The 22,776-nt window shown below is 61.7% G+C and carries 22 protein-coding genes; 13 read left to right on the top strand and 9 right to left on the bottom strand.

The window, feature by feature from the left end; translation table 11 throughout:
- The first annotated feature begins 5 nt into the window (after nt 1-5).
- The 7 genes from D4A92_RS08705 to trmB all read left to right on the top strand — a co-directional run bounded on the left by D4A92_RS08705 (nt 6) and on the right by trmB (nt 7,258).
- Nucleotides 6-1,061, top strand: coding sequence for a PhoH family protein (locus D4A92_RS08705; RefSeq protein WP_203019326.1), 1,056 nt, complete (start codon nt 6-8; stop codon nt 1,059-1,061).
- 20 nt (nt 1,062-1,081) lie between these two features.
- A complete protein-coding gene (gene ybeY / locus D4A92_RS08710; protein WP_203019328.1) occupies nt 1,082-1,588 on the top strand; it encodes an rRNA maturation RNase YbeY in 507 nt (168 codons plus the stop codon).
- Between the two features lie 12 nt (nt 1,589-1,600).
- Entirely contained in the window at nt 1,601-2,902 is a 1,302-nt protein-coding gene (locus tag D4A92_RS08715) for a hemolysin family protein (RefSeq protein WP_246754049.1), read from the top strand.
- A gap of 89 nt (nt 2,903-2,991) precedes the next feature.
- A complete protein-coding gene (gene lnt / locus D4A92_RS08720; protein ID WP_203019330.1) occupies nt 2,992-4,581 on the top strand; it encodes an apolipoprotein N-acyltransferase in 1,590 nt (529 codons plus the stop codon).
- 148 nt (nt 4,582-4,729) lie between these two features.
- Nucleotides 4,730-5,146, top strand: a complete 417-nt coding sequence (locus D4A92_RS08725) for a helix-turn-helix domain-containing protein (protein WP_006728024.1) — start codon at nt 4,730-4,732, stop codon at nt 5,144-5,146.
- 166 nt (nt 5,147-5,312) lie between these two features.
- On the top strand, nt 5,313-6,551 hold the full coding sequence (gene metK / locus D4A92_RS08730) for a methionine adenosyltransferase (RefSeq protein ID WP_203019332.1): 1,239 nt from the start codon (nt 5,313-5,315) through the stop codon (nt 6,549-6,551).
- Nucleotides 6,552-6,556: 5 nt separating this feature from the next.
- Entirely contained in the window at nt 6,557-7,258 is a 702-nt protein-coding gene (gene trmB, locus D4A92_RS08735; protein ID WP_203019333.1) for a tRNA (guanosine(46)-N7)-methyltransferase TrmB, read from the top strand.
- Between the two features lie 35 nt (nt 7,259-7,293).
- On the opposite strand, the gene D4A92_RS08740 is transcribed toward trmB, so the two are convergent.
- Both D4A92_RS08740 and D4A92_RS08745 read right to left on the bottom strand, forming a co-directional pair.
- Nucleotides 7,294-7,551: a DUF1150 family protein gene (locus D4A92_RS08740; protein ID WP_076391737.1), complete on the bottom strand. Its 258-nt coding sequence runs from the start codon at nt 7,549-7,551 to the stop codon at nt 7,294-7,296.
- 49 nt (nt 7,552-7,600) lie between these two features.
- Complete coding sequence (locus D4A92_RS08745; RefSeq protein WP_203019334.1) at nt 7,601-8,023, bottom strand: Hsp20 family protein; 423 nt, start codon at nt 8,021-8,023, stop codon at nt 7,601-7,603.
- A gap of 141 nt (nt 8,024-8,164) precedes the next feature.
- On the opposite strand from D4A92_RS08745, the gene D4A92_RS08750 reads away from it, so the two are divergent.
- A complete protein-coding gene (locus tag D4A92_RS08750; RefSeq protein ID WP_054149130.1) occupies nt 8,165-9,109 on the top strand; it encodes a nucleoside hydrolase in 945 nt (314 codons plus the stop codon).
- 60 nt (nt 9,110-9,169) lie between these two features.
- Here the strand turns inward: D4A92_RS08750 and D4A92_RS08755 are convergent, their stop codons facing one another.
- From D4A92_RS08755 to D4A92_RS08765, 3 genes are all read right to left on the bottom strand, one after another.
- Nucleotides 9,170-11,515 (bottom strand): methyl-accepting chemotaxis protein, encoded by a 2,346-nt coding sequence (locus D4A92_RS08755; protein ID WP_203019335.1) that lies wholly within the window; start codon nt 11,513-11,515, stop codon nt 9,170-9,172.
- 155 nt (nt 11,516-11,670) lie between these two features.
- Nucleotides 11,671-12,570 carry a ribokinase gene (locus D4A92_RS08760; RefSeq protein ID WP_203019336.1) on the bottom strand — a complete coding sequence of 300 codons (900 nt, stop codon included), beginning with the start codon at nt 12,568-12,570 and terminating at the stop codon, nt 11,671-11,673.
- Nucleotides 12,571-12,623: 53 nt separating this feature from the next.
- Nucleotides 12,624-13,847: a DNA recombination protein RmuC gene (locus D4A92_RS08765; protein WP_203019887.1), complete on the bottom strand. Its 1,224-nt coding sequence runs from the start codon at nt 13,845-13,847 to the stop codon at nt 12,624-12,626.
- Between the two features lie 296 nt (nt 13,848-14,143).
- On the opposite strand from D4A92_RS08765, the gene D4A92_RS08770 reads away from it, so the two are divergent.
- The 5 genes from D4A92_RS08770 (at nt 14,144) to truA (ending at nt 19,603) form a co-directional block, all read left to right on the top strand.
- Entirely contained in the window at nt 14,144-15,652 is a 1,509-nt protein-coding gene (locus D4A92_RS08770; protein WP_203019337.1) for a globin-coupled sensor protein, read from the top strand.
- 114 nt (nt 15,653-15,766) lie between these two features.
- The gene (locus D4A92_RS08775) at nt 15,767-17,272 is read left to right on the top strand and encodes a globin-coupled sensor protein (protein WP_203019338.1); all 1,506 of its coding nucleotides are present in this window, start codon (nt 15,767-15,769) and stop codon (nt 17,270-17,272) included.
- Nucleotides 17,273-17,343: 71 nt separating this feature from the next.
- Nucleotides 17,344-17,856 (top strand): peptide deformylase, encoded by a 513-nt coding sequence (gene def / locus D4A92_RS08780; protein WP_203019339.1) that lies wholly within the window; start codon nt 17,344-17,346, stop codon nt 17,854-17,856.
- Nucleotides 17,857-17,891: 35 nt separating this feature from the next.
- Nucleotides 17,892-18,836, top strand: coding sequence for a methionyl-tRNA formyltransferase (gene fmt / locus D4A92_RS08785; RefSeq protein WP_203019340.1), 945 nt, complete (start codon nt 17,892-17,894; stop codon nt 18,834-18,836).
- Nucleotides 18,836-19,603, top strand: a complete 768-nt coding sequence (gene truA / locus D4A92_RS08790; RefSeq protein ID WP_203019342.1) for a tRNA pseudouridine(38-40) synthase TruA — start codon at nt 18,836-18,838, stop codon at nt 19,601-19,603. The genes fmt and truA overlap by 1 nt, the downstream gene beginning before the upstream one ends.
- A gap of 9 nt (nt 19,604-19,612) precedes the next feature.
- Here the strand turns inward: truA and D4A92_RS08795 are convergent, their stop codons facing one another.
- The 4 genes from D4A92_RS08795 to dapD form a co-directional block, all read right to left on the bottom strand.
- Nucleotides 19,613-20,209 carry a hypothetical protein gene (locus D4A92_RS08795; protein ID WP_203019343.1) on the bottom strand — a complete coding sequence of 199 codons (597 nt, stop codon included), beginning with the start codon at nt 20,207-20,209 and terminating at the stop codon, nt 19,613-19,615.
- Nucleotides 20,196-21,389: a succinyl-diaminopimelate desuccinylase gene (dapE, locus tag D4A92_RS08800; protein ID WP_203019344.1), complete on the bottom strand. Its 1,194-nt coding sequence runs from the start codon at nt 21,387-21,389 to the stop codon at nt 20,196-20,198. The genes D4A92_RS08795 and dapE overlap by 14 nt, the downstream gene beginning before the upstream one ends.
- A gap of 111 nt (nt 21,390-21,500) precedes the next feature.
- The gene (locus tag D4A92_RS08805; RefSeq protein WP_203019346.1) at nt 21,501-21,881 is read right to left on the bottom strand and encodes a DUF805 domain-containing protein; all 381 of its coding nucleotides are present in this window, start codon (nt 21,879-21,881) and stop codon (nt 21,501-21,503) included.
- Nucleotides 21,882-21,886: 5 nt separating this feature from the next.
- Nucleotides 21,887-22,747 carry a 2,3,4,5-tetrahydropyridine-2,6-dicarboxylate N-succinyltransferase gene (gene dapD / locus D4A92_RS08810; RefSeq protein WP_203019348.1) on the bottom strand — a complete coding sequence of 287 codons (861 nt, stop codon included), beginning with the start codon at nt 22,745-22,747 and terminating at the stop codon, nt 21,887-21,889.
- Nucleotides 22,748-22,776 lie beyond the last annotated feature (29 nt).

Consider the following 22,776-nt stretch of genomic DNA (forward strand, 5'->3'; position numbering starts at 1 on the left):
ATCGCTTGAACGCAACAGAAGTGGTTTCTTCACCCTCGCGCAATGTCCGCACAACTGCGACCGACGCCAATCACTTCATTTTGACGTTCGAGAACAACAGGCTTGCGAGCGAGCTTTTTGGCCAGTTCGACCAGCATCTGAAACTTCTCGAGCAGCGCCTCCAGATCGAAGCCCGTGCCCGTGGCAATTCTGTTGCCATCACGGGCGAGTTGCAGGCCACCAACCAGGCCCGCCGCGCACTCGATTTCCTCTATGCCCGCCTGCAGAGCGGCGGATCGGTGGAAGCCTCCGACGTCGAAGGTGCCATCCGCATGGCGGTCGCCGCAGACGACCAGCTGTCGCTTCCGACGCTGGAGCGCAAGGCGAAGCTCTCCATGGCGCAGATCTCCACGCGCAAGAAGACGATCGCGGCCCGCACCCCGACCCAGGACGCCTACATGCGCGCGCTGGAGCGGTCGGAAATGGTCTTTGGCGTGGGCCCGGCCGGTACCGGCAAGACCTATCTTGCCGTTGCCCATGCCGCCCAGCTGCTGGAGCGTGGCGTTGTCGATCGCATCGTCCTGACGCGCCCGGCCGTCGAAGCCGGTGAGCGCCTCGGCTTCCTGCCCGGCGACATGAAGGAGAAGGTCGATCCGTATCTGCGCCCGCTCTATGATGCGCTCTACGACATGATTCCGGGCGACAAGGTGGAGCGTGCCATCACGGCCGGCGTCATCGAAATTGCCCCGCTTGCCTTCATGCGTGGCCGCACCCTTGCTAATGCCGCGATCATCCTCGACGAGGCGCAGAACACCACCTCGATGCAGATGAAGATGTTCCTCACCCGTCTCGGTGAAAACGGTCGCATGATCATCACCGGCGACCCGAGCCAGGTCGACCTGCCGCGCGGCGTGACGTCGGGTCTGGTTGAGGCTTTGACCGTGCTGAAGGGTGTCGAAGGCGTGTCGGTGGTCCGCTTCAAGGACACCGACGTTGTGCGTCATCCGCTTGTCGGCCGCATCGTGCAGGCCTATGACGCAAAGTACAAGGTACAGGACGAGAGCGAGCAGAGCGAGCACTAAGCCCGCTCTGCGATCACACGATGAGCCAGTTGGACATACAGATTGCCGTCGAGAGCGACGGTTGGGCAGATGAGACCGCGTTGGAGGCTTTAGCTCTACGCGTGCTCGGTGCGGCAGAAACCTATATCGCTACGAAAGAAGCTCAGCCCTTCCCGACGCAGCCGACAGAGGTTTCGCTCGTCTTCGGCGACGATGAGATGATCCGCGAGATCAATGCGGAATGGCGCAGCAAGGACAAGCCGACCAATGTCCTGTCCTTTCCCGCTTTCCCGCTGACCCCTGGCAAGATGCCCGGTCCGATGCTCGGCGATATCATCATCGCCCGCGAGACAGTGGAGCGTGAAGCCGTTGATCTCGAAAAGAGTTTCGAGGATCATCTGACACACTTGATGGTTCATGGATTTCTGCATCTCTTCGGCTACGACCATATCGAAAACGATGACGCCGAAAAAATGGAAGCGCTGGAGACTCGCATTCTGGCAGAACTTGGCCTATCTGACCCCTATGCGGGGCAGGACCCCATCTGATAGTCTGGAACAATGAGCGATTTTGCAACGAAGTCGGCCCCCGAGGCCAAAGAGAGTAACGAAGGATCGTCTTCGGACGAGGGCAGTAGTCCTTACCGAGCGGAAAGCTCGGCACGCCAACATCCTTCCTTCTGGGCCCGACTGGGCCGTATTCTGAAGCCATCCTCCTCCACGAGCCTGCGCGAAGACCTAACGGTCGCCCTGAGCGCCGATGCCAGCCTCGGCGAAGCTTTCACGCCCGAAGAGCGGGCGATGCTCAACAACATCCTTCGCTTCCGTGAGGTCCGTGTCGAGGACATCATGGTCCCGCGTGTCGACATCGAAGCGGTGGATCAGAGCGTCACCATCGGCGAGTTGATGACCATTTTCGATGTGTCTGGTCGCTCGCGCATGCCCGTCTATGCCGATACGCTGGACGATCCGCGCGGCATGGTCCACATCCGCGACTTGCTCTCCTACGTCACCAAGCAGGCCCGTAGTCGCAGGCGCGTGGCTGCCAAGGCAGCCAACGGAGCAACTGGCGGCGAGAAGGCTGAAAAGACCGAAAAGGTCGAGAAGTCGGCCAAGCCGAAGATGGACTTCGATCTTGCCCGCATTGATCTGAGCAAGACGGTTGCCGAAGCCGGCATCATCCGTTCCATCCTTTTCGTGCCGCCCTCGATGCTTGCCTCCGACCTGATGAGCCGCATGCAGGCAGCCCGCACCCAGATGGCGCTCGTGATCGACGAATATGGTGGCACGGACGGCCTCGTCAGCCACGAGGACATCGTCGAAATGGTCATCGGTGACATCGACGATGAACACGACGACGAAGAAGTCATGTTCAGCCGCGTCTCCGACGACGTCATTATCGCCGATGCGCGCGTCGAACTGGAAGAGATCGCCGAAGCGATTGGCCCGGATTTCGACATTGCCGACCGGATCGAAGACGTCGACACGTTGGGTGGTCTGATCTTCTCGGCGCTCGGACGCATTCCGGCGCGTGGCGAAGTCGTGCAGGCAATGCCCGGTTTCGAATTCCATATTCTGGATGCGGATCCCCGGCGCATCAAGCGCGTCCGGATCGGCCGCAAGCGCGCCGGCGCCCGCCGTCGTTCGACGACCAAGGGTGATGTTGAGGTCCGTGCGGACGAGGCTGCCGAGGCAAAGGCCCCGAAGGCCTCCGCGCCCGCATCGGGTGAGACTGCGGCAAAGCCGCGGACAAGGGCTCCTGCCAAGCCGCGCGCACCGAAGGTCGAAACACCACCCGCCGCCGAGCCGGCCCCGGAAGCCCCGGTGACCGAGATGGAAAGCGCCGAGCGATCGTCAGCCTGACGGTCGCCATCCTCAGCGCCGAAAACCGCGACATGGCCTCCGTTTTTTGGGAGACTGCCCGCGATTGATTCGGGGCAAAAGGGGTGGACATGCAGGCTTTGGCAACGAGGATCCTGCTGTTGTGGGGGCTGAGGCGGGCGGGGCTCGCGGTTCTCGCAGGCGCAATCGGGGCGCTCGCCCTTCCGCCCTTCGACATCTTCGCGTCGATGTTCATCTCCTTCACGCTGCTGGTCTGGCTGCTGGACGGCGCGACCGGCAATGCGGAAACCGGCAGGGCAGGGCTGTCGTCCTCCTTTTGGACGGGCTGGCTCTTTGGCCTCGGCTATTTTGTCTGCGGCCTCTGGTGGCTCGGAAATGCCCTGCTTCTGGAAGCGGATGAATTCGCCTGGGCAATTCCGCTGGCGGTACTCGGCCTGCCCGCCGTGCTCGCGATCTTCTACGGACTGGCCACGATGCTTGCGCGTCTCGTCTGGTCGGACGGGATGGGCCGCATTGCAGCACTTGCTGCCGCCTTCGGTCTTGCCGAGTGGCTGCGCAGCTTTGTCGCGACCGGTTTCCCCTGGAATGCGATCGGCTATGCCGCCATGCCGGTCCCCCTGATGATGCAGTCGAGCCATGTGCTCGGCGTCCTCGCCATCACACCGCTGGCCGTTTTCGTCTTTTCTGCTCCAGCACTCCTCGGCACGCGTCGAGGCGCGTGGCCCGGCCTGCTTTTGGCCGCGAGCCTGCTCAGCGCTCATCTGGGCTATGGCGCCTATCGCCTCTATGTCGCGCCGGTGGCGGCAACGGATCAGACGCTCACTGTCCGCCTCGTGCAGCCATCGATCGATCAGTCGCAAAAGATGGAGAACACCGACCGCATCGGCATCTTCGAGAAGCATTTGGCGCTGACGGCAGCCCCACCCGAGGAAGGCAAGCCCCGGCCGGATGTGATCGTCTGGCCGGAAACCTCCGTCCCCTTCATCCTGACGGAAAACCCCGATGCTCTGGCGCGGATCGGAGATGTACTCCAGGACGGGCAGATCCTGCTGACCGGCGCCGTCCGGGCGGAAGAACGTGGCGCGGGCCAGATGCCGCTCTATTACAATTCCGTCTACATGATCGACGACAAGGGACAGATCCTCGCCGCGAGCGACAAGGTCCATCTCACGCCCTTCGGCGAATACGTGCCTTATGAGGGCCTGTTGCGGGAATTCGGGATCGAGGAGTTGATCAGCCTGCCCGGCGGCTTCACCGCAGCCTCCAGCCGCACGCCATTGAAGCTTCCTTCAGGCCTCGGTCTCTATCCGTTGATCTGCTATGAAGCGATCTTTCCGGCGGAAATTGCGCCTGATCTGGCCGGCGCCAGTGTCATCCTGAACGTCACCAATGACGCCTGGTTCGGCGCAACCCCGGGCCCCTATCAGCATTTCCTGCAGACCCGCTTGCGTGCAGTTGAGACTGGCGCGCCGCTGATCCGTGTGGCCAATAACGGCATTTCCGCCGTTGTCGACCCCTATGGACGCGTTATTGAGGGACTTTCCCTTGATGCTGTCGGTGCCGCTGATGCAACCTTCGGTGTAGCATCTGTTCCGGAACGGAGCGGCTACAACCATAATTTAAACTTATGGTTGGTATTGGTGTCCATGACCCTGGTCGCCGTAGTTTCTAGTCTGGGTTTTATTAGGCGGACGAATTGACCAAAAACCCCTAAAATTGCATAGTGGCTCAGACCGATAATCTGCAAGTATGCTGGAAAATGATCAATGGCGAGCACAACGTCTCGTTTTGGTTTGGCGGGTATGGGGTTATGGTCGCAACGCCAACAATTTTGTCAGGACGACATTAATGATCGAGAACAAGAAGAAGCCGAACCCGATTGACATCCATGTCGGAAGCCGGATTCGCCTTCGTCGTACAATGCTGGGCATGAGCCAGGAGAAGCTGGGCGAGAGCCTGGGCATCACCTTCCAGCAGATCCAGAAGTATGAAAAGGGCACCAATCGCGTTGGCGCGAGCCGCCTTCAGAACATCTCCAATATTCTGACTGTGCCGGTATCCTTCTTCTTCGAAGATGCGCCGGGCGATCAGCCGTCGAACTCGGGCATGGCTGAAGCCTCCAGCTCGAATTATGTCGTTGACTTCCTGTCGTCCTCCGAAGGCCTGCAGCTCAACCGCGCCTTCGTGAAGATCGGCGACGCCAAGGTCCGTCGCAAGATTGTCGATCTGGTCAAGGCTCTGGCGGCCGAAGCTGACAGCGAGTGAACTCAGATACACGCCTGACAAAGAGAGCGGCCGCAGGGTCGCTTTTTTTGTGTCCGCAGAAGGAAAAATTTACTCACATAAAGATATATTTATGTGGTTGTGTCCTTGTCATCGGGTTTCGAACTGAGTAACGATGCCCGCCATCCATACTTTGAGGGGAATCCCGATGCGTGCGAATTACCTATTTACCAGCGAGTCCGTATCCGAAGGTCATCCGGACAAGGTTTGTGACCGAATCTCCGACGAAATCGTCGACCTCGTGTATCGCGAAGCCGCCAAGACCGGCGTTGATCCCTGGACCGTACGCATCGCCTGCGAAACGCTTGCCACCACCAACCGTGTCGTCATCGCCGGTGAGGTCCGCCTTCCGCCGAGCCTGATGAAGACCGACAAGAATGGCAACGAGGTCATCAACCCCGCCAAGTTCAAGTCCGCCGCCCGCAAGGCGATCCGCGATATCGGCTACGAGCAGGACGGCTTCCACTGGAAGACGGCCAAGATCGATGTGCTCCTGCATTCGCAGTCCGCCCACATCGCCCAGGGCGTCGACAAGGCTGCCGACAGCTCCAACAGCGAAGGCGCTGGCGACCAGGGCATCATGTTCGGTTATGCCTGCAAGGAGACGCCGGACCTGATGCCGGCCCCGATCTATTATTCGCACAAGATTCTGCAGACACTCTCCACCGCCCGCAAGAAGGGCGAGGGTGATGTCGGCAAGCTCGGCCCTGACGCCAAGAGCCAGGTCACAGTCCGTTACGTCGACGGAAAGCCGGCCGAAGCGACCTCGATCGTTCTTTCCACCCAGCATCTCGACGAAAGCTGGGATTCCAAGAAGGTCCGCCAGGTTGTCGAGCCCTTCATCCGCGAAGCCTTGGGCGAATTGAAGATCGCCGATGATTGCGCCTGGTACATCAACCCGACCGGCAAGTTCGTCATCGGCGGTCCGGATGGTGACGCGGGCCTCACAGGCCGCAAGATCATCGTCGACACCTATGGCGGCGCAGCCCCCCATGGCGGTGGCGCCTTCTCGGGCAAGGACACGACCAAGGTTGACCGCTCGGCCGCTTACGCTGCCCGCTACCTCGCCAAGAACGTCGTCGCTGCCGGTCTCGCCGAGCGCTGCACGATCCAGATCTCCTATGCCATCGGCATTGCCCAGCCGCTGTCGATCTATGTCGACCTGCATGGCACCGGCAAGGTGACCGAGGACGAGGTCGAGGCTGGCATCCGCAAGGTGATGGATTTGTCCCCGTCGGGCATCCGCCGCCATCTTGACCTGAACAAGCCGATCTATGCTAAGACGTCGGCCTACGGCCATTTCGGCCGAAAGGCTGGCCGTGACGGTTCCTTCTCCTGGGAGAAGCTGGATCTGGTCAAGCCGCTCAAGGATGCGATCAAGGCTTGATCTGAATGACGGAACAGGAACGCAGGACGAGGTCGACCGAAGCTTTCTTCGGTCGACGCAAGGGCAAGCCGTTGCGCGAGCAACAGGTCGAGCGCATGGAAACCGTCCTGCCGGAGCTGAAGGTCGACCTCGCATCCGCGGTGCCGGCCGACCTCAAGTCGCTCTTCGCTGTTCCCGTCGACAAGATCCGTCTGGAAATCGGTTTCGGCGGCGGTGAGCATCTGGTTCACCGCGCCCGCACCAATCCCACCACAGGCTTCATCGGCGTCGAGCCCTTCGTCAATTCCATGGCGAAACTGCTCGCGGTCGTGGAGGTTGAGGGTTTGAAGAACATCCGCGTCTACGACGATGATGCGACACAATTGCTGGACTGGCTGCCGGAAGGCCAGATCGATCAGATCGATCTCCTCTACGCCGATCCCTGGCCCAAGAAAAAGCACTGGAAGCGTCGTTTCGTCTCGCAGGTCAACCTGCAGCGTTTCCACAAGGTGCTGAAGCCGGAAGGCATTTTCTGCTTCGCCTCCGACATCGATACTTATGTCAATTGGACGCTGCAGCACTGCCGCGATCATGGTGGGTTCGAGTGGCTGGCCCGCAATGCGAGCGACTGGCTCACGCCCTATGAGGGCTGGCCGGGGACGCGCTACGAAGCCAAGGCCCGACGTGAAGGCCGGTCATCGGCCTATCTCACATTTCGCAAGCGCTGATTCGCATCTCTGAGATGTCAGGTTCGCTGCACCTGTTAGTGCAGCGAAACGGTCTTCAGGTCGTCTTCCGCTGCCTTGAAAAAGGTGCTGGACCGGTTGTCTGTGAGCAGGATCGGCGTGCCGTCTGCGGCAAACAACGCCCACAGATCCAGGGTTGGATCGATTTCCGGAGCTTCCGGAAAGCAGCGGGACACTTCGTCCGATTTCATCTTCCTGATATAGCCCACTTCGCCGGCGCCGAGATGCGCCAGTTCGGATTTCGTCAGGCTGGATGAGGCTTCTTTGAGTAACATTCCGATCCTCCGCGTATGAGGGAGAGGCGGCCGAACATTGCCGCGAACTTCATTCTGCGGTGGAGATGTTAATTTTCCTTACCAGATGCACGGGATCATGCCGGATGATCTCGATTGCGAGAAGCCCGTTTCTAAGCGAGGCACCGGTCACTTCCATACCGTCTTCTATGGCAAAGACCCGCTGGAACTGACGTGAGGCAATGCCGCGGAAGAGATAGTCTGCCTCCTCGCGTTCTACCTGCTTGCCCCGAATCACGAGTTGATTGGCTTCCACGCTGACATCGAGTTCGTTCTCGGCAAAACCAGCTACTGCCAGCGTGACGCGCAACCGTTCTGCCCCCTTCTGCGGCGCGAGCCGCTCAATGTCGTAGGGCGGGTATCCGTCGCTGCCGCGCGGGCGCCGGAAGGCGCTGCCGTCGCCAGTGTCGAAGGTAATGAGAAAGGCTTCGGTTGGCAGTCTGTTGCGTGTCATTTCATTCCCTCGTTCAGTCCTGCGGGGACTGTCCGTCCAAGCCGAATATGGGAAATCGCGCGCGCCCCGACAAGCACTGTCTTGCTTGACAAAAGCGAACCCGCGCTCCAAGCCTCGGGCTTTCGACTTTAGGATTGCCCCATGACAGAACCCCGCAAGATCATCATCGATACTGACCCCGGTCAGGACGATGCCGCCGCCCTCATGCTCGCCTTTGCCAGCCCCGACGAACTCGACCTGCTCGGCATCACCACGGTCGCCGGCAACGTGCCGCTCACGATGACGAGCCGCAATGCCCGCATCGTCTGCGAGCTCTGCGGCGAGACCGATCGCCGGGTCTTTGAGGGCGCAGATCGCCCGATGGTACGCCCGCTCGTCACGGCAGAACATGTGCACGGCAAGACCGGTCTTGATGGCGCGGTATTGCCGGAGCCGACCATGGCCGTCCAGAGCCAGCACGCCGTGGACTTCATCATCGAGACAGTCCGCAACGAGCCGGCAGGCACCGTCACGCTCTGCACGCTTGGTCCGCTGACGAACATCGGCCTTGCGCTTCAGAAGGCGCCTGATATCGCACCGCGCGTCAAGGAACTGGTGATGATGGGTGGTGGCTTCTCCGAGGGGGGCAACATCACGCCAGCCGCCGAATTCAACATCTATGTCGATCCGCATGCCGCGGCCGCCGTCCTCGGCTCGGGCATTCCGGTCACCATTATGCCGCTTGATGTCACCCACCAGCTGATGACCACCAAGGCCCGCGTTGCCCGCATGGCGGCGCTCGGCACAAAGCCAGCCAAAGTCATGGTCGAGTGGCTGGAATTCTTCGAGCGCTTCGACGAGGAGAAATACGGCTCGGATGGCGGACCGCTGCATGATCCGACTGTCGTCGCATACCTCTTGAAGCCAGAACTCTTCAGCGGACGGCACTGCAATGTCGAGATCGAGCTGCAGTCCGAGCTGACGGTCGGCATGACCGTCGTCGACTGGTGGCGCGTCTCCGGTCGCACGCCGAATGCGACCTTCATGCGCAGCGTCGATGCCGACGGCTTCTTCGATCTGTTGATCGAGCGCTTTGCCCGCCTTTGATTGAACGAAGAAGGGCGCTGCCTCGGCAGCGCCCTTCGATTTGGACTTGGGCTCTGAAACTCAGAACTCTTCCCAATTGTCGGCGCTTGCAGCAGCGCCGCCTGCCGCCGCCGCCATCTTCCGGGGGGCGGGTGTATAGGCCGTTGCTCTAGGGCTTGCCGGCGCCATGCTGGGGCTTCGCATCGTCTCCGCTGCAGCACGCAGTGCGGCAACCGGTGCGGCGGCACCCGTAACCTGGAACTTCGCCACGAGGCCGCGCAGCGTGTCGGACTCGTTGCGCAGCGCCATGCTGGCGGCCGTCGTCTCTTCCACCATCGCAGCGTTCTGCTGGGTCACCTGGTCCATCTGGTTCACGGCGGCATTAACCTCCTTGAGGCCGGACGCCTGTTCGCTGGCCGAAGCGGAGATCTGGCGAATGAGGCCGTTGATCTGCATGACCTGCTGGGCAATCTTCTGAAGCGTCTGCCCGGCCTCCCCGACAAGCTCGACGCCATCCTTGACCTGAGCGGCTGAGGCATTGATCAGCGACTTGATCTCCTTTGCAGCCGTTGCCGACCGCTGGGCGAGTTCGCGAACCTCCTGCGCGACGACGGCAAAGCCCTTGCCGGCTTCCCCGGCACGAGCAGCCTCGACGCCGGCATTGAGGGCGAGCAGGTTGGTCTGGAAGGCGATCTCGTCGATGACCCCGATGATGCGGGAGATTTCCTGCGACGACTGTTCGATGCCATGCATCGAGGCAACTGCCTTCTGGACAACCTCGCCGGACTTTTCGGCATCCTTGACGGCAACCGAAACGGTGTTTGCCGCGGTCCCGGCATTGTCGGCGCTCGAATTGACCTGCTCGGTCAGCTCGTTGAGAGCCGCCGCAGTTTCCTCGAGGCTCGCCGCCTGTTGCTCGGTGCGCTTGGAGAGGTCGGCTGCACTTTCCGAGATTTCGCTCGTGCCAGCGGCGATGTTCACGACGCTGCCGTTGACCGAGGCGATTGCCTGTTCGAGGCTCGCCACCGCATCGTTGAAGTCGCGTTTCAGGGCGGCATACTCGCCCGGGAATTCGTCGGCGATCCGGTAGGTGAGGTTGCCCTGCGAAAGCTGGGCGAGACCGCTGCCGAGTGCGGTGACGACATGCTGCTGCACGGAAGCGGATTGATTGCGTTCCTCTTCGTTGCGACGGCGCTCGCCCTCAGCGGCCTTGCGCTGTGCGTCTGCTTCGGCGGCAAGCATGTTGCTTTCGGCAAGCTTGTGGCGGAAGCCATCGAGCGCCTTGGCAACCAGACCGATCTCATCCTGACGGTCCTGGTTGGAAACGTCGCTGGCATAGTCGCCCTTGGTCATGCGTTCGACGTCGCCGACGAGTCCATGCAACGGGCGCTGAGCGATCGAACGCACTGCCAGGAACAGCGCCAGCATGACGGCACCGAGCACGATCAGGCCGCCGATGATCATCATCAGGGTCTGCGCCTCGACGGGTGCGTTGATCGCCGCATGCGGGATGTCGATGATGACAGCCCAAGTGGTGTTCACGCCCGGCACGGCAAAGGGAAAGAGCAACCGGTCAAAACCTTCGCCATTGGCGTCCGCCAGATTGGGAACGAGGTTGCCGGTACCGCTTGAGAGAGCCGTCTTCAGTGCGTCTGCGCCGGCTTCCTCATATGGCTTCATCAAGAGTTCGTCCGTCGGAGCCACCAGCCATTGCTGGCCCTGTGCCACCAGAAGCACGCGGCCGGTCTCGAAAGGCTTGAGCGCCTTGAGCTTGTCCGAAAGGGACAGAAGCGAGATATCGACGCCGCTGACGCCGATCATCTTGCCACCGGAGAAGACCGGATAGGCGATGGAGCTCATTGTCGTTGGCACATCAGTGCCTTCGGCCAGATAGGGAGCCGTGATCGCGCCCTTGCCGCTCTTGGCCGCAAGCGCATACCACTCGGCATCATACTTGGCGGCGAAGGTCGAGAACTGGATGGCGCCATTGCGGTCCTTGGACCAGTAGGGGGTGAAAATCCCGTCGTCATTGGCGCCGAGATCGGCCTGCCCCTTGACGTCGTCCTTGCGGCCGTCAATGCCACCCGGCTCTTCCGCCATCCAGCTTCCAAAAGCGAACGGGTTCTGTTCGAGATTGGCCTTCAGGATGTTTGTGATGCCCTGACGGTCGAAGGATTGCCCCTCATGGCCGCGGCCGATGACGCCGGCCATCGTGCGGGCCGCACTCGCAAGCTCGCCGATATCGCCGGCCACTTCACGGGCGATCGATTTCGCCTCTGCATCCGCCTGTTCCATGGTCAGCGCATGAACACGGTCGCGGGTCTGCGAAATCAGAACGAGATTGGAAAGGAAAAGCACAAGTCCGATGGCGACGCCGGTGACGACCAGGAGCTTGGCGGCGATCGAACGGGTAAAAAAGGCGAACATGGAAGCCTCGAAAACTGAGGATCAGGACGCAGGGACATTCGTTCCACACCCTCATGGCGCGGCCGGGCATGCTTTCGCATACCCCGATCGCGACCGATGCTATGTTCCATTGTTTAAAGTTGAATAAATCAGACTTGTGCCCGCCCCGCGAATACTCAAAGCGCGGCGGCAACCTCGCCCGCGTCCGGGATTGCCGGCTGGGCGCCGGGTTTGAGGCAGGCAAGCGACCCGGCGACGGCCGCGCGGCGCAGTGCGTCGCCGAAAGCAAGGCCTGCGTCGAGGCTTGCGGCAAAATAGCCGCAGAAGGTGTCGCCGGCGCCGACCGTATCGACCGGCACGATCTTCAGGCCCTTGGTCCGGTGCAGAGTGCCACCTTCGGCAGCGATCACGCCCTCGGCGCCGAGGGTGACGATCAGGATCTGACCGGTCTTGCCATGCATGTCGAGGAGGATCTGCTCCCGTTCTTCGCCCGTCACGTTGTCACGACCGACCAGTCGTTCGAATTCGGTCTCGTTGGCGATGACGATATCGGCAAGCGCCGCCAGAGCTTCTGTCTCCGGGATGAGGGGTGCGATGTTGAGCACCGTGCGGACGCCTCGGGCTTTCGCGCTCTCAAGTGCCGCCTTGACCGAGCCTGCCGGCACCTCCTGTTGCAACATCAGAATATCGCCATCCTGCATGCCCTCGACCGCGCTCTCGGCCTGCGCGGCGCTGACGGTACCATTGGCGGCGGGCACGACGGCAATCATGTTCTCGCCGTCGCCACCCACCAGGATGAGCGCGGTGCCGGTCGGACCGTCGACGCGGGCCACACCCAAGAGATCAGTCCCGGCCTTGTCGAGAAGATCAAGCGCCGGGCCCGCGAACTCGTCGCGCCCAACGGCACCGACCATGCGCACCTCAGCCCCGGCACGCCGGGCCGCCAGCGCTTGGTTCGCACCCTTGCCACCCGCAGCTGTCGCAAATCCCGTTCCGGCGACCGTTTCGCCCGGCTTCGGCAGCCTTGGCGTGGTGGCGACGAGGTCCATGTTAATGGAGCCGAAGACGGTGATCATGAGCGCGGGCCTCCCTGAATGCTCTAGGCTGTCGCGCTCTTTTGGACCGGGTCTCAGTCGTCGTCAACAACCCTGAGCTTGAGGAGACCCGTGCGGCTCTCGACGGCGCGGCTGGGCGCATCGTCGCCATCCTCTCGTCCGCCGGGTGTTTCGAATTCCATGGCTTCGATCTTGGCGCCGCGTTTTGCCAGCTTGTCCGAGGAGGTGATGATCATTTCGACATCCTTCTGGGCCGCGAGGAAGTGGCTTTGAAGCTTTCGCGTCCGGTCATCCAGGCGTCCAAGGTCCTCCATCAGGCGGATGACTTCGCCCTGGATCAGGTGCGCCTGCTCGCGCATGCGCTGGTCCTTCAGCACGGCCTGAATTACCTGAATGGAGAGCATCAGCAGCGATGGCGAAACAATTACCACCTTCTGCCGGTGCGCTTTCTGCACCACGCCTTCGAAGTTCTCGTGGATCTCAGCAAAGATCGATTCCGACGGCACGAACAGGAAGGCCATGTCCTGGGTCTCGCCGGGGATCAGGTACTTCTCCGAGATGTCGCGGATATGCACCTCCATATCCCGGCGGAACTGCTGCGACGCTGCTTTCTTCTGCTCCGGATTTTCCGTCTCCCGGATCACGTTCCAGGCTTCGAGGGGGAACTTCGCATCCACCACCAGTGGCGGCGAATTGTTCGGCATCCGGATGGTGCAGTCGGGGCGCGACCCATTCGACAGCGTCGTCTGGAACGCGTAGGCGCCCATCGGCAAGCCGTCGGCGACAATCGTCTCCATCCGCGATTGCCCGAAGGCGCCGCGCGTCTGCTTGTTGGACAGGATCGCCTGAAGGCCGACGACATCCTTGGCAAGCGACTGGATGTTGTTCTGCGCGGCATCGATCACCGCCAGTCGCTCCTGCAGCGTGCGCAGGTTGTCATGCGTCGACTTTGTCTGCTCGGTGATCGTCGTGCCCAGCCGATGCGTCATGCCGTCAAGCCGTTGGCTGATCGACTGATTGAGCTCGGCCTGGCGGCTGCCGAAGACCTCGGCCATGGTTGCAAGCCGCCCCTGCATTTCGGCCTGGGCTTTCAGCAGTTCTGCAAGCCGCGCTTCCGCAGCTTCGTCCCGCCGTGCCGTCTCCTCGCGCAATTCGGCGCGCAGACGTGCGGCCCGCATCGAAGCGATGACCATCACGACAACGGGCAGGAAAAACAGAGCAGCCGCGAGGCCGATGAGGAACGCGGGCTGAAGAGTGACTGAGCCAATGGTCACTGCCGGAATGTCGAGAAGGGTCATGCGCGTCATGATAGCTGATTCGGACCGCGAAAACAGATCAAAGAGTGAACGTACGTTTCCCTGCCGGGAAGTCACAGGTTGCTATAGCGAAAAAATACGCGCCTTCAGTATGTGACGATAATCAATCCTTCCCCGGAAATCTGGACGTTTTTCGTTCAGTGCGACCGCGATGCGCTCGCGAAGGCAAAAATATGCTCTCCCCCGACAACTGAACATTTACCATTTTAGAATTCCCTGAAGGTCGCTTATCAGCATTCGCTGATATTTTTGTGAACCAGAAGAGTGAAGTACCGGCCATGGCGTCGCAAACCGAAAATGCAGATCTGAAGAACCGTCTTCGCTTCCTGGGATTGGACGACAAGGGCAGGGATACTCTGCGAAGACTGGGGCCGCTGATCCGCAAGAATATCGGCGGTGCGCTCGAAATCTTCTACGACAAGATCCGCAAGGTTCCAGAGACCGCCGCTTTCTTCCGCAACGATGATCACATCAAGGGCGCCAAGAAGCGCCAGGAAGAACACTGGGGCATCGTCGGCACCGCAGACTATACGGACAGCTACGTCGAGGGTGTCACCAAGGTCGGCAAGGCCCATGCCCGCATCGGCCTGGAGCCGCGCTGGTATATCGGCGGTTATGCGCTCGTTCTCGAGCAGCTCGTGCATGCGGTCGTTCGCGAACGTTGGCCGAGCCGTTTCGGTCGGCGCAATTCCGAGCAGCTCGCCGAAGAGATCTCCGTTGTCGTCAAGGCTGCCTTGCTCGACATGGACTATTCCATCTCCGTCTATCTGGCGATCCTGGCCGAGCAGCGTCAGGCTGCGGAAGACGCCCGGCTGAAGGCGGAAGCCGAGCAGGCAACGGCGCTCGCAGCCCTGCGCGGCGCACTCGGCAAGCTGTCTGCCGGCGATCTTGAAGCTCGCCTGCCGAACGATCTGCCGGCCAATTTCGCGCAGATGGCCGAGGACTACAATGCGTCGGTCGATGCCCTGCGCGCGACGATCACGACCGTACGTCATTCTGCCGACGAAATCTTCAAGTCGACGACTGCGATTTCCGATGCCACCGATGATCTCGCCCAGCGCACCGAGCAGCAGGCGGCAGGTCTTGAGGAAAGCACTGCCGCGCTGCACGAGCTGACCCAGAATGTCACCCTGACCGCCGATGGCGCGAAGGAAGCTGCCACGGTTGTCGGCGCCGCCTTGACGGAAGCCCGCGTCTCCGAAGAGGTTGTCTCCCGCGCCGTCACCGCCATGGGGGCCATCGAGAAATCCTCCGACGAGATCTCCAAGATCATCGGCGTCATCGACGAGATTGCCTTCCAGACCAACCTTCTGGCGCTGAACGCCGGCGTCGAGGCTGCCCGTGCAGGTGAGGCCGGGCGTGGCTTCGCGGTCGTCGCGCAGGAAGTTCGTGAGCTTGCGCAGCGTTGCGCCAACGCCGCCCGCGAGATCAAAAACCTGATCTCGCAGAGCTCGACACAGGTCGAAGCCGGTGTCGGCCTCGTCAACAATGCTGGCGACGCGCTTGGCAAGATCATCGTCCGCATCGGCGAGATCAACGACATCGTCGGCAAGATCGCGCTTGCTGCAGCTGACCAGTCCGGCGGCCTGCGCGAGGTCAACACGTCGGTACAGTCGATGGATCAGATCACCCAGCGCAACGCCACTATGGTCGAGGAAAGCTCGGCCCAGACCGCGACGCTGATGGAAGAGGCAGGGCGCCTCGTTCAGGCGCTGCAAGGTTTCAAGACGAGCGGCAGCCGCACGCAGACCTCGAACCATGGCAGCAACTACCGCATGGCCTCTTAAACCGGACTCTGCCCCTCACGGTAGCGCGGAATGCGCGCTACCGTTTAGAAACTATTCAGCAAACCGTGGCAGTTCTGGTTGATAGCAGTCAAATCGAAAGTCCCTCATCGCATCATGACCTCGAACACTCAGAACGACCTCACCGAACGTCTTGAATTCCTGGAAATCGATCAGAAGACGCGCGGTACGCTCGCCGAGCTTCGCCCCACGATCAAGGATGTCCTGGGCGGGGCACTCGACAAGTTCTACGCCAAGATTTCGAAGACCGGAAAGACCGCCGCACATTTCCGCGATGGCGCCCATATGAATGGCGCAAAGAGCGCCCAGATCGGTCATTGGGACAAGGTCGCGAGCGGCAACTTCGATGAAAACTACGTGCGCGGGGTCACGGCGGTCGGCAAGGCCCATGCCCGTATCGGGCTCGAGCCGCGCTGGTATATCGGTGGCTACTCCATGCTGGTCGGCGAACTTCTGGCCGGCATCCTGGTCAAGCACTGGCCTTTCCCGTTCGGCAAACAGCATGCCGCCTCGCTCGCCGACAAGATGCGCGCCGTGGTGAAGGCCGCCATGCTCGACATGGACTATTCGATTTCCGTCTACCTGGAAGAGCTGGAAAGCCGGCGCCGGGCGCTCGAGGAAGAGCGTGCCCGTTTCGAGGCCGATCAGGCGATTGCCATGGAGCATCTGCGTCGTGGCCTGGAATCGCTGGCCCAGGGTGACTTCGAAGCTCGCATGACCACCGACCTGCCTGAGAACTTCAAGGAGATGGCAGGGTACTACAACGACACGGTCGATCGCCTGAACGTCTCCTTTGCCGCGATCCGCCGCGCCTCGGAAGGTATCCTGACCGGTACGGACGCGATCGCTCATGCGTCGGATGAACTTGCCAGCCGCACCACCCGTCAGGCAAGTGGCGTGCAGGAAAGCTCCACCGCCCTGCAGCAACTGTCCGTCAGCGTCAGCCAGACGGCCGCCAATGCCGAGCGCGCCTCGCAGGAAGTCCGCGATACGCAGCAGCAGGCGAAGACGTCAGGCACGGTTGTGTCGAAAGCGGTCTCCGCCATGGATGCGATCGAGAAGTCCTCGACCGAGATCTCCAAGATCATCGGCGTGATCGATGAAATTGCCTTCCAGACCAATCTGCTCGCGCTTAACGCCGGCGTCGAGGCAGCCCGCGCTGGCGATGCCGGCAAGGGCTTTGCCGTGGTCGCCCAGGAAGTCCGCCAGCTTGCCCAGCGCTCAGCCGATGCGGCGAAGGAAATCAAGCAGCTGATTTCCCAGAGCTCCGCCCAGGTGAAGGAAGGTGTCGGTCTTGTCACCGGCACCGGGGAAGCCCTGACCGACATCATCACGCGCATCGATGCGATCGACACCTTCGTCTCCGACATCGCGACCGCCGCCAAGGATCAGGCGATCGGTCTCAATGAAGTGAACCAGGCGACCCGCAACATGGACCTGCTCACCCATGAGAACAGCGACATGGTCGAGCGCACGTCGGACGAGACGCGCCGCCTGCGGACCGAGGTCGCTGGTCTGGTCGAGCAGTTGTCGCAGATCCGAACCCGTGGCGACGGCACCATGCCCGAGGCGCGCCAGGTCGGCGGCCGTCGAGCCGCCTGACCGGTTGTCAAACGGGAAGAGCCACGCGTTTTTTCCGTTTCCTCCGTGGGGAAGTTGCGCTAAGGGAGGCCATGACCATCAAGCCTCTCATCATCCTGCCCGATCCCCTGCTGCGTCAGGTATCCGCGCCCATCGAGCGCGTCGATGCCGAGCTCGAGCAGTTGATCGATGACATGCTCGAAACCATGTACGAAGCGCCGGGCATCGGCCTTGCCGCGATCCAGGTCGGCGTGCCGCGTCGGCTGCTCGTCATCGATCTCGCCAAGGAAGGCGAAGAGCCCGCGCCGCTCGTCTACATCAATCCGGAGATCCTCAAGAGCTCGGACGAACGCTCCGTCTACGAGGAAGGCTGCCTGTCGATCCCGGACTATTACGCCGAGGTTGAACGTCCGGCCTCGATCACGGTGAAGTCGATCGGCCGCGACGGCAAGGAAACAGTGACCGAGGCCGACGGCCTGCTCGCCACTTGCCTTCAGCATGAAATCGACCATCTCAATGGCGTACTTTTCATCGACCATATCTCCCGCCTGAAGCGTGAGATGGTGATCAAGAGGTTCACCAAGGCCGCCCGTCAGAAGATCTGATCCCGGGCGTCAGCAACCGCCTCGAGGCAGACACGATGGCACTTCGCATCATATTCATGGGCACGCCGGATTTCTCCGTCGCGACCCTGAAAGCGCTGCATGCGGCGGGCCACCAGATCGTCATGGCCTACTCGCAGCCGCCTCGTCCCGGTGGCCGTCGTGGTCTCGATCTGCAGAAGTCGCCCGTTCATCAAGCCGCCGAGGACCTCGGTATCGAAGTCCGCCACCCCCTGAATTTTCGCGATCAGGCCGACCGGGACGCCTTCGTTGCGCTTCAGGCCGACGTCGCGGTGGTCGTTGCCTATGGCTTGCTGGTGCCGGAAGCGATCCTGAACGGCACGCGTCTCGGCGCCTATAATGGCCATGCCTCACTCCTGCCGCGTTGGCGGGGTGCTGCCCCCATCCAGCGCGCCATCATGGCCGGTGATGCCGAGACCGGCATGATGGTCATGAAAATGGATAGGGGCCTCGACACGGGCCCGGTTGCACTCACGCGCAAAGTCGCGATCGATCCAGACATGACAGCCGGCGAACTGCACGATGCCCTGAGCCTCGCAGGTGCCGAAGCCATGGTCGAGGCAATGGCGAAGCTCGAAGCGGGTACTCTGGAAACGGTCGTTCAGGCCGAAGACGGTGTGCTCTACGCGGCAAAGATCGATAAGGCCGAGACCCGCGTCGACTTCTCCCGTTCGGCAACCGAGGTCCACAACCATATCCGCGGCCTCTCGCCCTTCCCGGGCGCCTGGACCGAGATCGAGGTCAATGGCAAGCCCGAGCGCGTCAAGCTCCTCGCCTCGCATCTCGCCGAGAAGGATAAAGTGATGGCGGCTGCCGGCACGGCCCTTGACGAGCACCTGACGATCGCTTGCGGTACGGGCGCAATCAGCCTCGTCCGCCTCCAGAAGGCCGGCGGCAAGGTACTGAACGCGGAAGACTTCCTGCGCGGCACCCCGTTGCCCAAGGGCACGGTGATCGCCTGATGCCGCGCTTCCGCATGACCGTCGAATATGATGGCTCGGCCTATGTCGGCTGGCAGCGCCAGGAGAACGGCCATTCCATCCAGGCCGCGCTCGAACAGGCGATCCTGTCTTTGACCAGCGAGACTGTGGTGATCCGGGGCGCCGGCCGCACCGATTCCGGTGTGCATGCGATGGGCCAGGTGATCCATGCCGATCTCTCTCGCGCCTGGGTGCCGCACAAGTTGCGAAATGCATTGAACGCCCATCTCGCCATGGCGTCGGAACAGGTCGCCGTACTCGAGGTACAGGCTGTCCCGGACGAGTTCGACGCGCGCTTCTCGGCGCTTCGCCGGCATTATCTCTACCGGATCATCACCCGCCCGGCGCGCTTAGCGCTGGAGGACAAGCGGGCCTGGTGGGTGCCGAAGCCGCTCGATCACGAGGCCATGCATGCGGCAGCACAGCAGCTCGTCGGTCACCACGACTTCACCACCTTCCGCTCGGCCCATTGCCAGGCAAAGAGCCCCGTCCGCACGCTGGATCGTCTGGATGTCACGCGCTCCGACAATCTCATCGAGATCCGCGCCACGGCCCAGAGCTTTCTGCACAATCAGATCCGGTCTTTCGCCGGCACGCTGAAGCTTGCCGGCGAGGGCAAGATGACACCTTCAGATGTGCGCGGTGCGCTCGAAGCCCGTGACCGTGCAGCCTGCGGGCCTGTCGCCCCGCCGGAAGGACTGTTCTTCATGGCTGTGGATTATCCCGGTGACAAGCCCTTTAGCGGCTGAGGCTCAGTCTCAGCCCGGATAGACGCCGAGATAGCGTTGCAGCATCTCGGCAATGATCATTGCCGGCACGAGCAGGATCAGAACGATGGTCGAAACCATCAGCAACTGGTCGCCGACGATCATGCGCATGATACGAAAGAGTGCCGCGATGACCGCGATCATCAGCAGGAACCACAACAGCGCCACGATGCCCGCCAGGCCTGGCAGGAACATCATCACCAGGACCAGCAGGCCGTAGGAATAGGAGACCGGCAGCGCGAGCCAGTTGGTGACCACCACCATGGACGCGAACTTCTCGCCGATCCCGATAGTCCAGCAGAGAACCCCCAGCAGGATCAGCGGAAAGAGCCAGTTCGACGCCTCGACCAGTGCAAGGCGGAAGAAGAAAAGTGCGCCCGTCTCCGTCCCCTCCGGCAGGCCCTGGAGATAGAGCAGTCGCCACCAGGCAAACGAGATCAGAATGGCCGGCAGTGCCCAGAGGATCGACCAGAAGGAGCGCATCGCGCCACGATCGCTGAGGTCGAGATAGGAAAAGCCTGATGGATCCTGCTTGAACAGCAGCCAGAGGCCCCTGAGATAGAACTCGACCTCTTTAAGAGTCGGCATGGGCGAACCACTGTTCGATGAAGGTCTGATAGATCACGGTGAGCGTTTCCAGATCCGAAACGGCGACCCGCTCGTCGACCATATGCATGGTCTGGCCGACGAGGCCGAATTCGACGACGGGGCAATAATCTTTGATGAACCGCGCATCCGAGGTGCCGCCCGTCGTCGAGAGCTTCGGCGTCTTGCCTGTCACCGTCTCGATCGCACCCGACAGCGAGGCGATCAGCGCATTGTTACGCGTCAGGAAAACATGGCTCGGCCGCTCCGACCAGGTGATGTCGTAGCCGATCGCGGCCCGTTCCGGGCGAAGTTCTGGATCGACAGCGGCCTCATCGAGACGGCGAATGATCTCTGTCTTGACACTGTCTGCAGTCCAGACATCGTTGAAGCGGATGTTGAACTTGAAGCGCGCCGAAGCTGGAATGACGTTCGTCGCCGCATTGCCGACATCAATGGTGGTGACTTCGAGGTTGGACGGCTGGAAGTTCTCTGTGCCTTGATCGAAGGCCGGGAACATCAGGCTCTTCGCAAGCGACAGTGCTCCACGTACCGGATTGTCGGCGAGATGCGGATAGGCCGCATGGCCTTGCACGCCCTTCACCGTCACTGTCCCCGAGACCGAACCACGCCGGCCGATCTTGATCATGTCGCCGAGTGTATCGGGATTGGTGGGCTCACCGACCAGGCAGGCATCCCAGCGCTCGCCACGCGTCGCCGCCCATTCGAGCAACTTCACCGTGCCGTTGACGGCAGGTCCCTCTTCGTCACCGGTGATCAGCAGCGAGACCGAACCCTTCGGCACTTTTCCGGCTTCGACCAGCCGCGCATAGGCGGCGATGAAGCAGGCGATTCCGCCCTTCATATCGACGGCGCCACGGCCATAGAGCATGCCGTCTCTGATATCGCCGGAGAACGGGCCAGCGCTCCAGTCGGTCTCGGCACCGACGGGCACGACATCGCTATGGCCGGCAAACATCAGATGCGGACCATCCTCGCCGGCCCGGGCATAGAGGTTCTCGATATCGGGCGTGCCCTCGTCCTTGGCGACCATTCGGTCCACCTTGAAGCCAAGAGGCGAGAGGAGACCTTCGAGCACATCGAGCGCGCCGCCTTCGGCGGGCGTGACGGAGGGGCAGCGGATAAGGGCCTGGAGGACGTCGACGGGATTGGTTGCGGTCATGGACACTTTTACGGGATTGGCCGAGGTCCGGTTCAGCCCGGCCGTCGGTGCCTTGAGAAGATCAGGCAGACTTAGCCGATCCGCTGGGGCCTGTCACCCACCACGCGCCCCTCAGGGCGAACGCATATCAGGACCCGGTCCATAGCGGTTCTCATCCTCGACCGAGGGCCAGACACAAAGCACAAAGAAAATGATCAGCGAGAACGCAGGCATGATCAGGAGCGCCGCCACCACACCGGGCATGCCGATGTCGTGCAGCCTTTTAGTGCCGAGCATCAGCAACGACAGCAGGGAGAGGGAAGCTGAGGCAAGGAAGAGCGAGAGGAACCCGGACGTGACCTGTTCGTCCGATTGCCCCGTGATAAACGCGAGCACGGCCGCATTCGTCATCATCCAGAATAGTGTGCCGAGGATGAAGATGCGCCGGCCGATGCGCCCGTCCCAAAGGAAGAGCGCCCAGCCGACGGTGGTCTCACGCCCCGGCGTCGCCATCAGGCTCAGTCGCGCAACAATTCGTTGATGCCGGTCTTCGAGCGGGTCTTTTCGTCGACGCGCTTGACGATGACGGCGCAATAGAGATGCGGCGCCGGCAGACCATTCGCCATGACGGCATTGCCCGACGGCATCGAGCCGGCAACGACGACGGAATAGGGCGGCACTTCGCCATACATCACTTCGCCCGTGGCACGATCGACGATCTTTGTCGACTTGCCGATGTAAACGCCCATGCCGAGCACCGAGCCTTCGCGGATGATGCAGCCCTCGACGACTTCCGAGCGGGCGCCGATGAAGCAATTGTCCTCAATGATTGTCGGGCCGGCCTGCAGTGGCTCGAGAACGCCGCCGATGCCCACGCCGCCGGAAAGGTGAACATTGGCGCCGATCTGGGCGCAGGAGCCGACGGTCGCCCAGGTGTCAACCATGGTGTTTTCACCGACATAGGCGCCGAGATTGACAAAGGACGGCATCAGAACGACGCCCTTGGAAACGTAAGCCGAACGGCGGACGACGGCATTCGGCACGGCGCGGAAACCGGCCGAGCGGAATTCGCTTTCGCCCCAGCCTTCGAACTTCGACGGCACCTTGTCCCACCAGGTGGAAGCACCCGGGCCGCCCTTGACGACTTCCATATCGTTCAGGCGGAAGGAGAGGAGCACGGCCTTCTTCAGCCACTGATGCACGGTCCAGCTGCCGTCTTCGCCGCGGGCTGCGACGCGAACCTGGCCGCTGTCGAGAAGGTTGAGCGCTGTCTCGACGGCATCGCGGATCTCGCCCTTGGTCGCCGTCGTGACGGTATCGCGATTGTCGAATGCCGCTTCGATGACGTGTTCGAGCTGGGCGAGATCGGTGGCGCTCATCTGAATTCCTTAAACTTCGTTGTCTACCG

This window comes from Rhizobium rosettiformans (assembly GCF_016806065.1).
In the GTDB taxonomy this organism is placed as follows: domain Bacteria; phylum Pseudomonadota; class Alphaproteobacteria; order Rhizobiales; family Rhizobiaceae; genus Allorhizobium.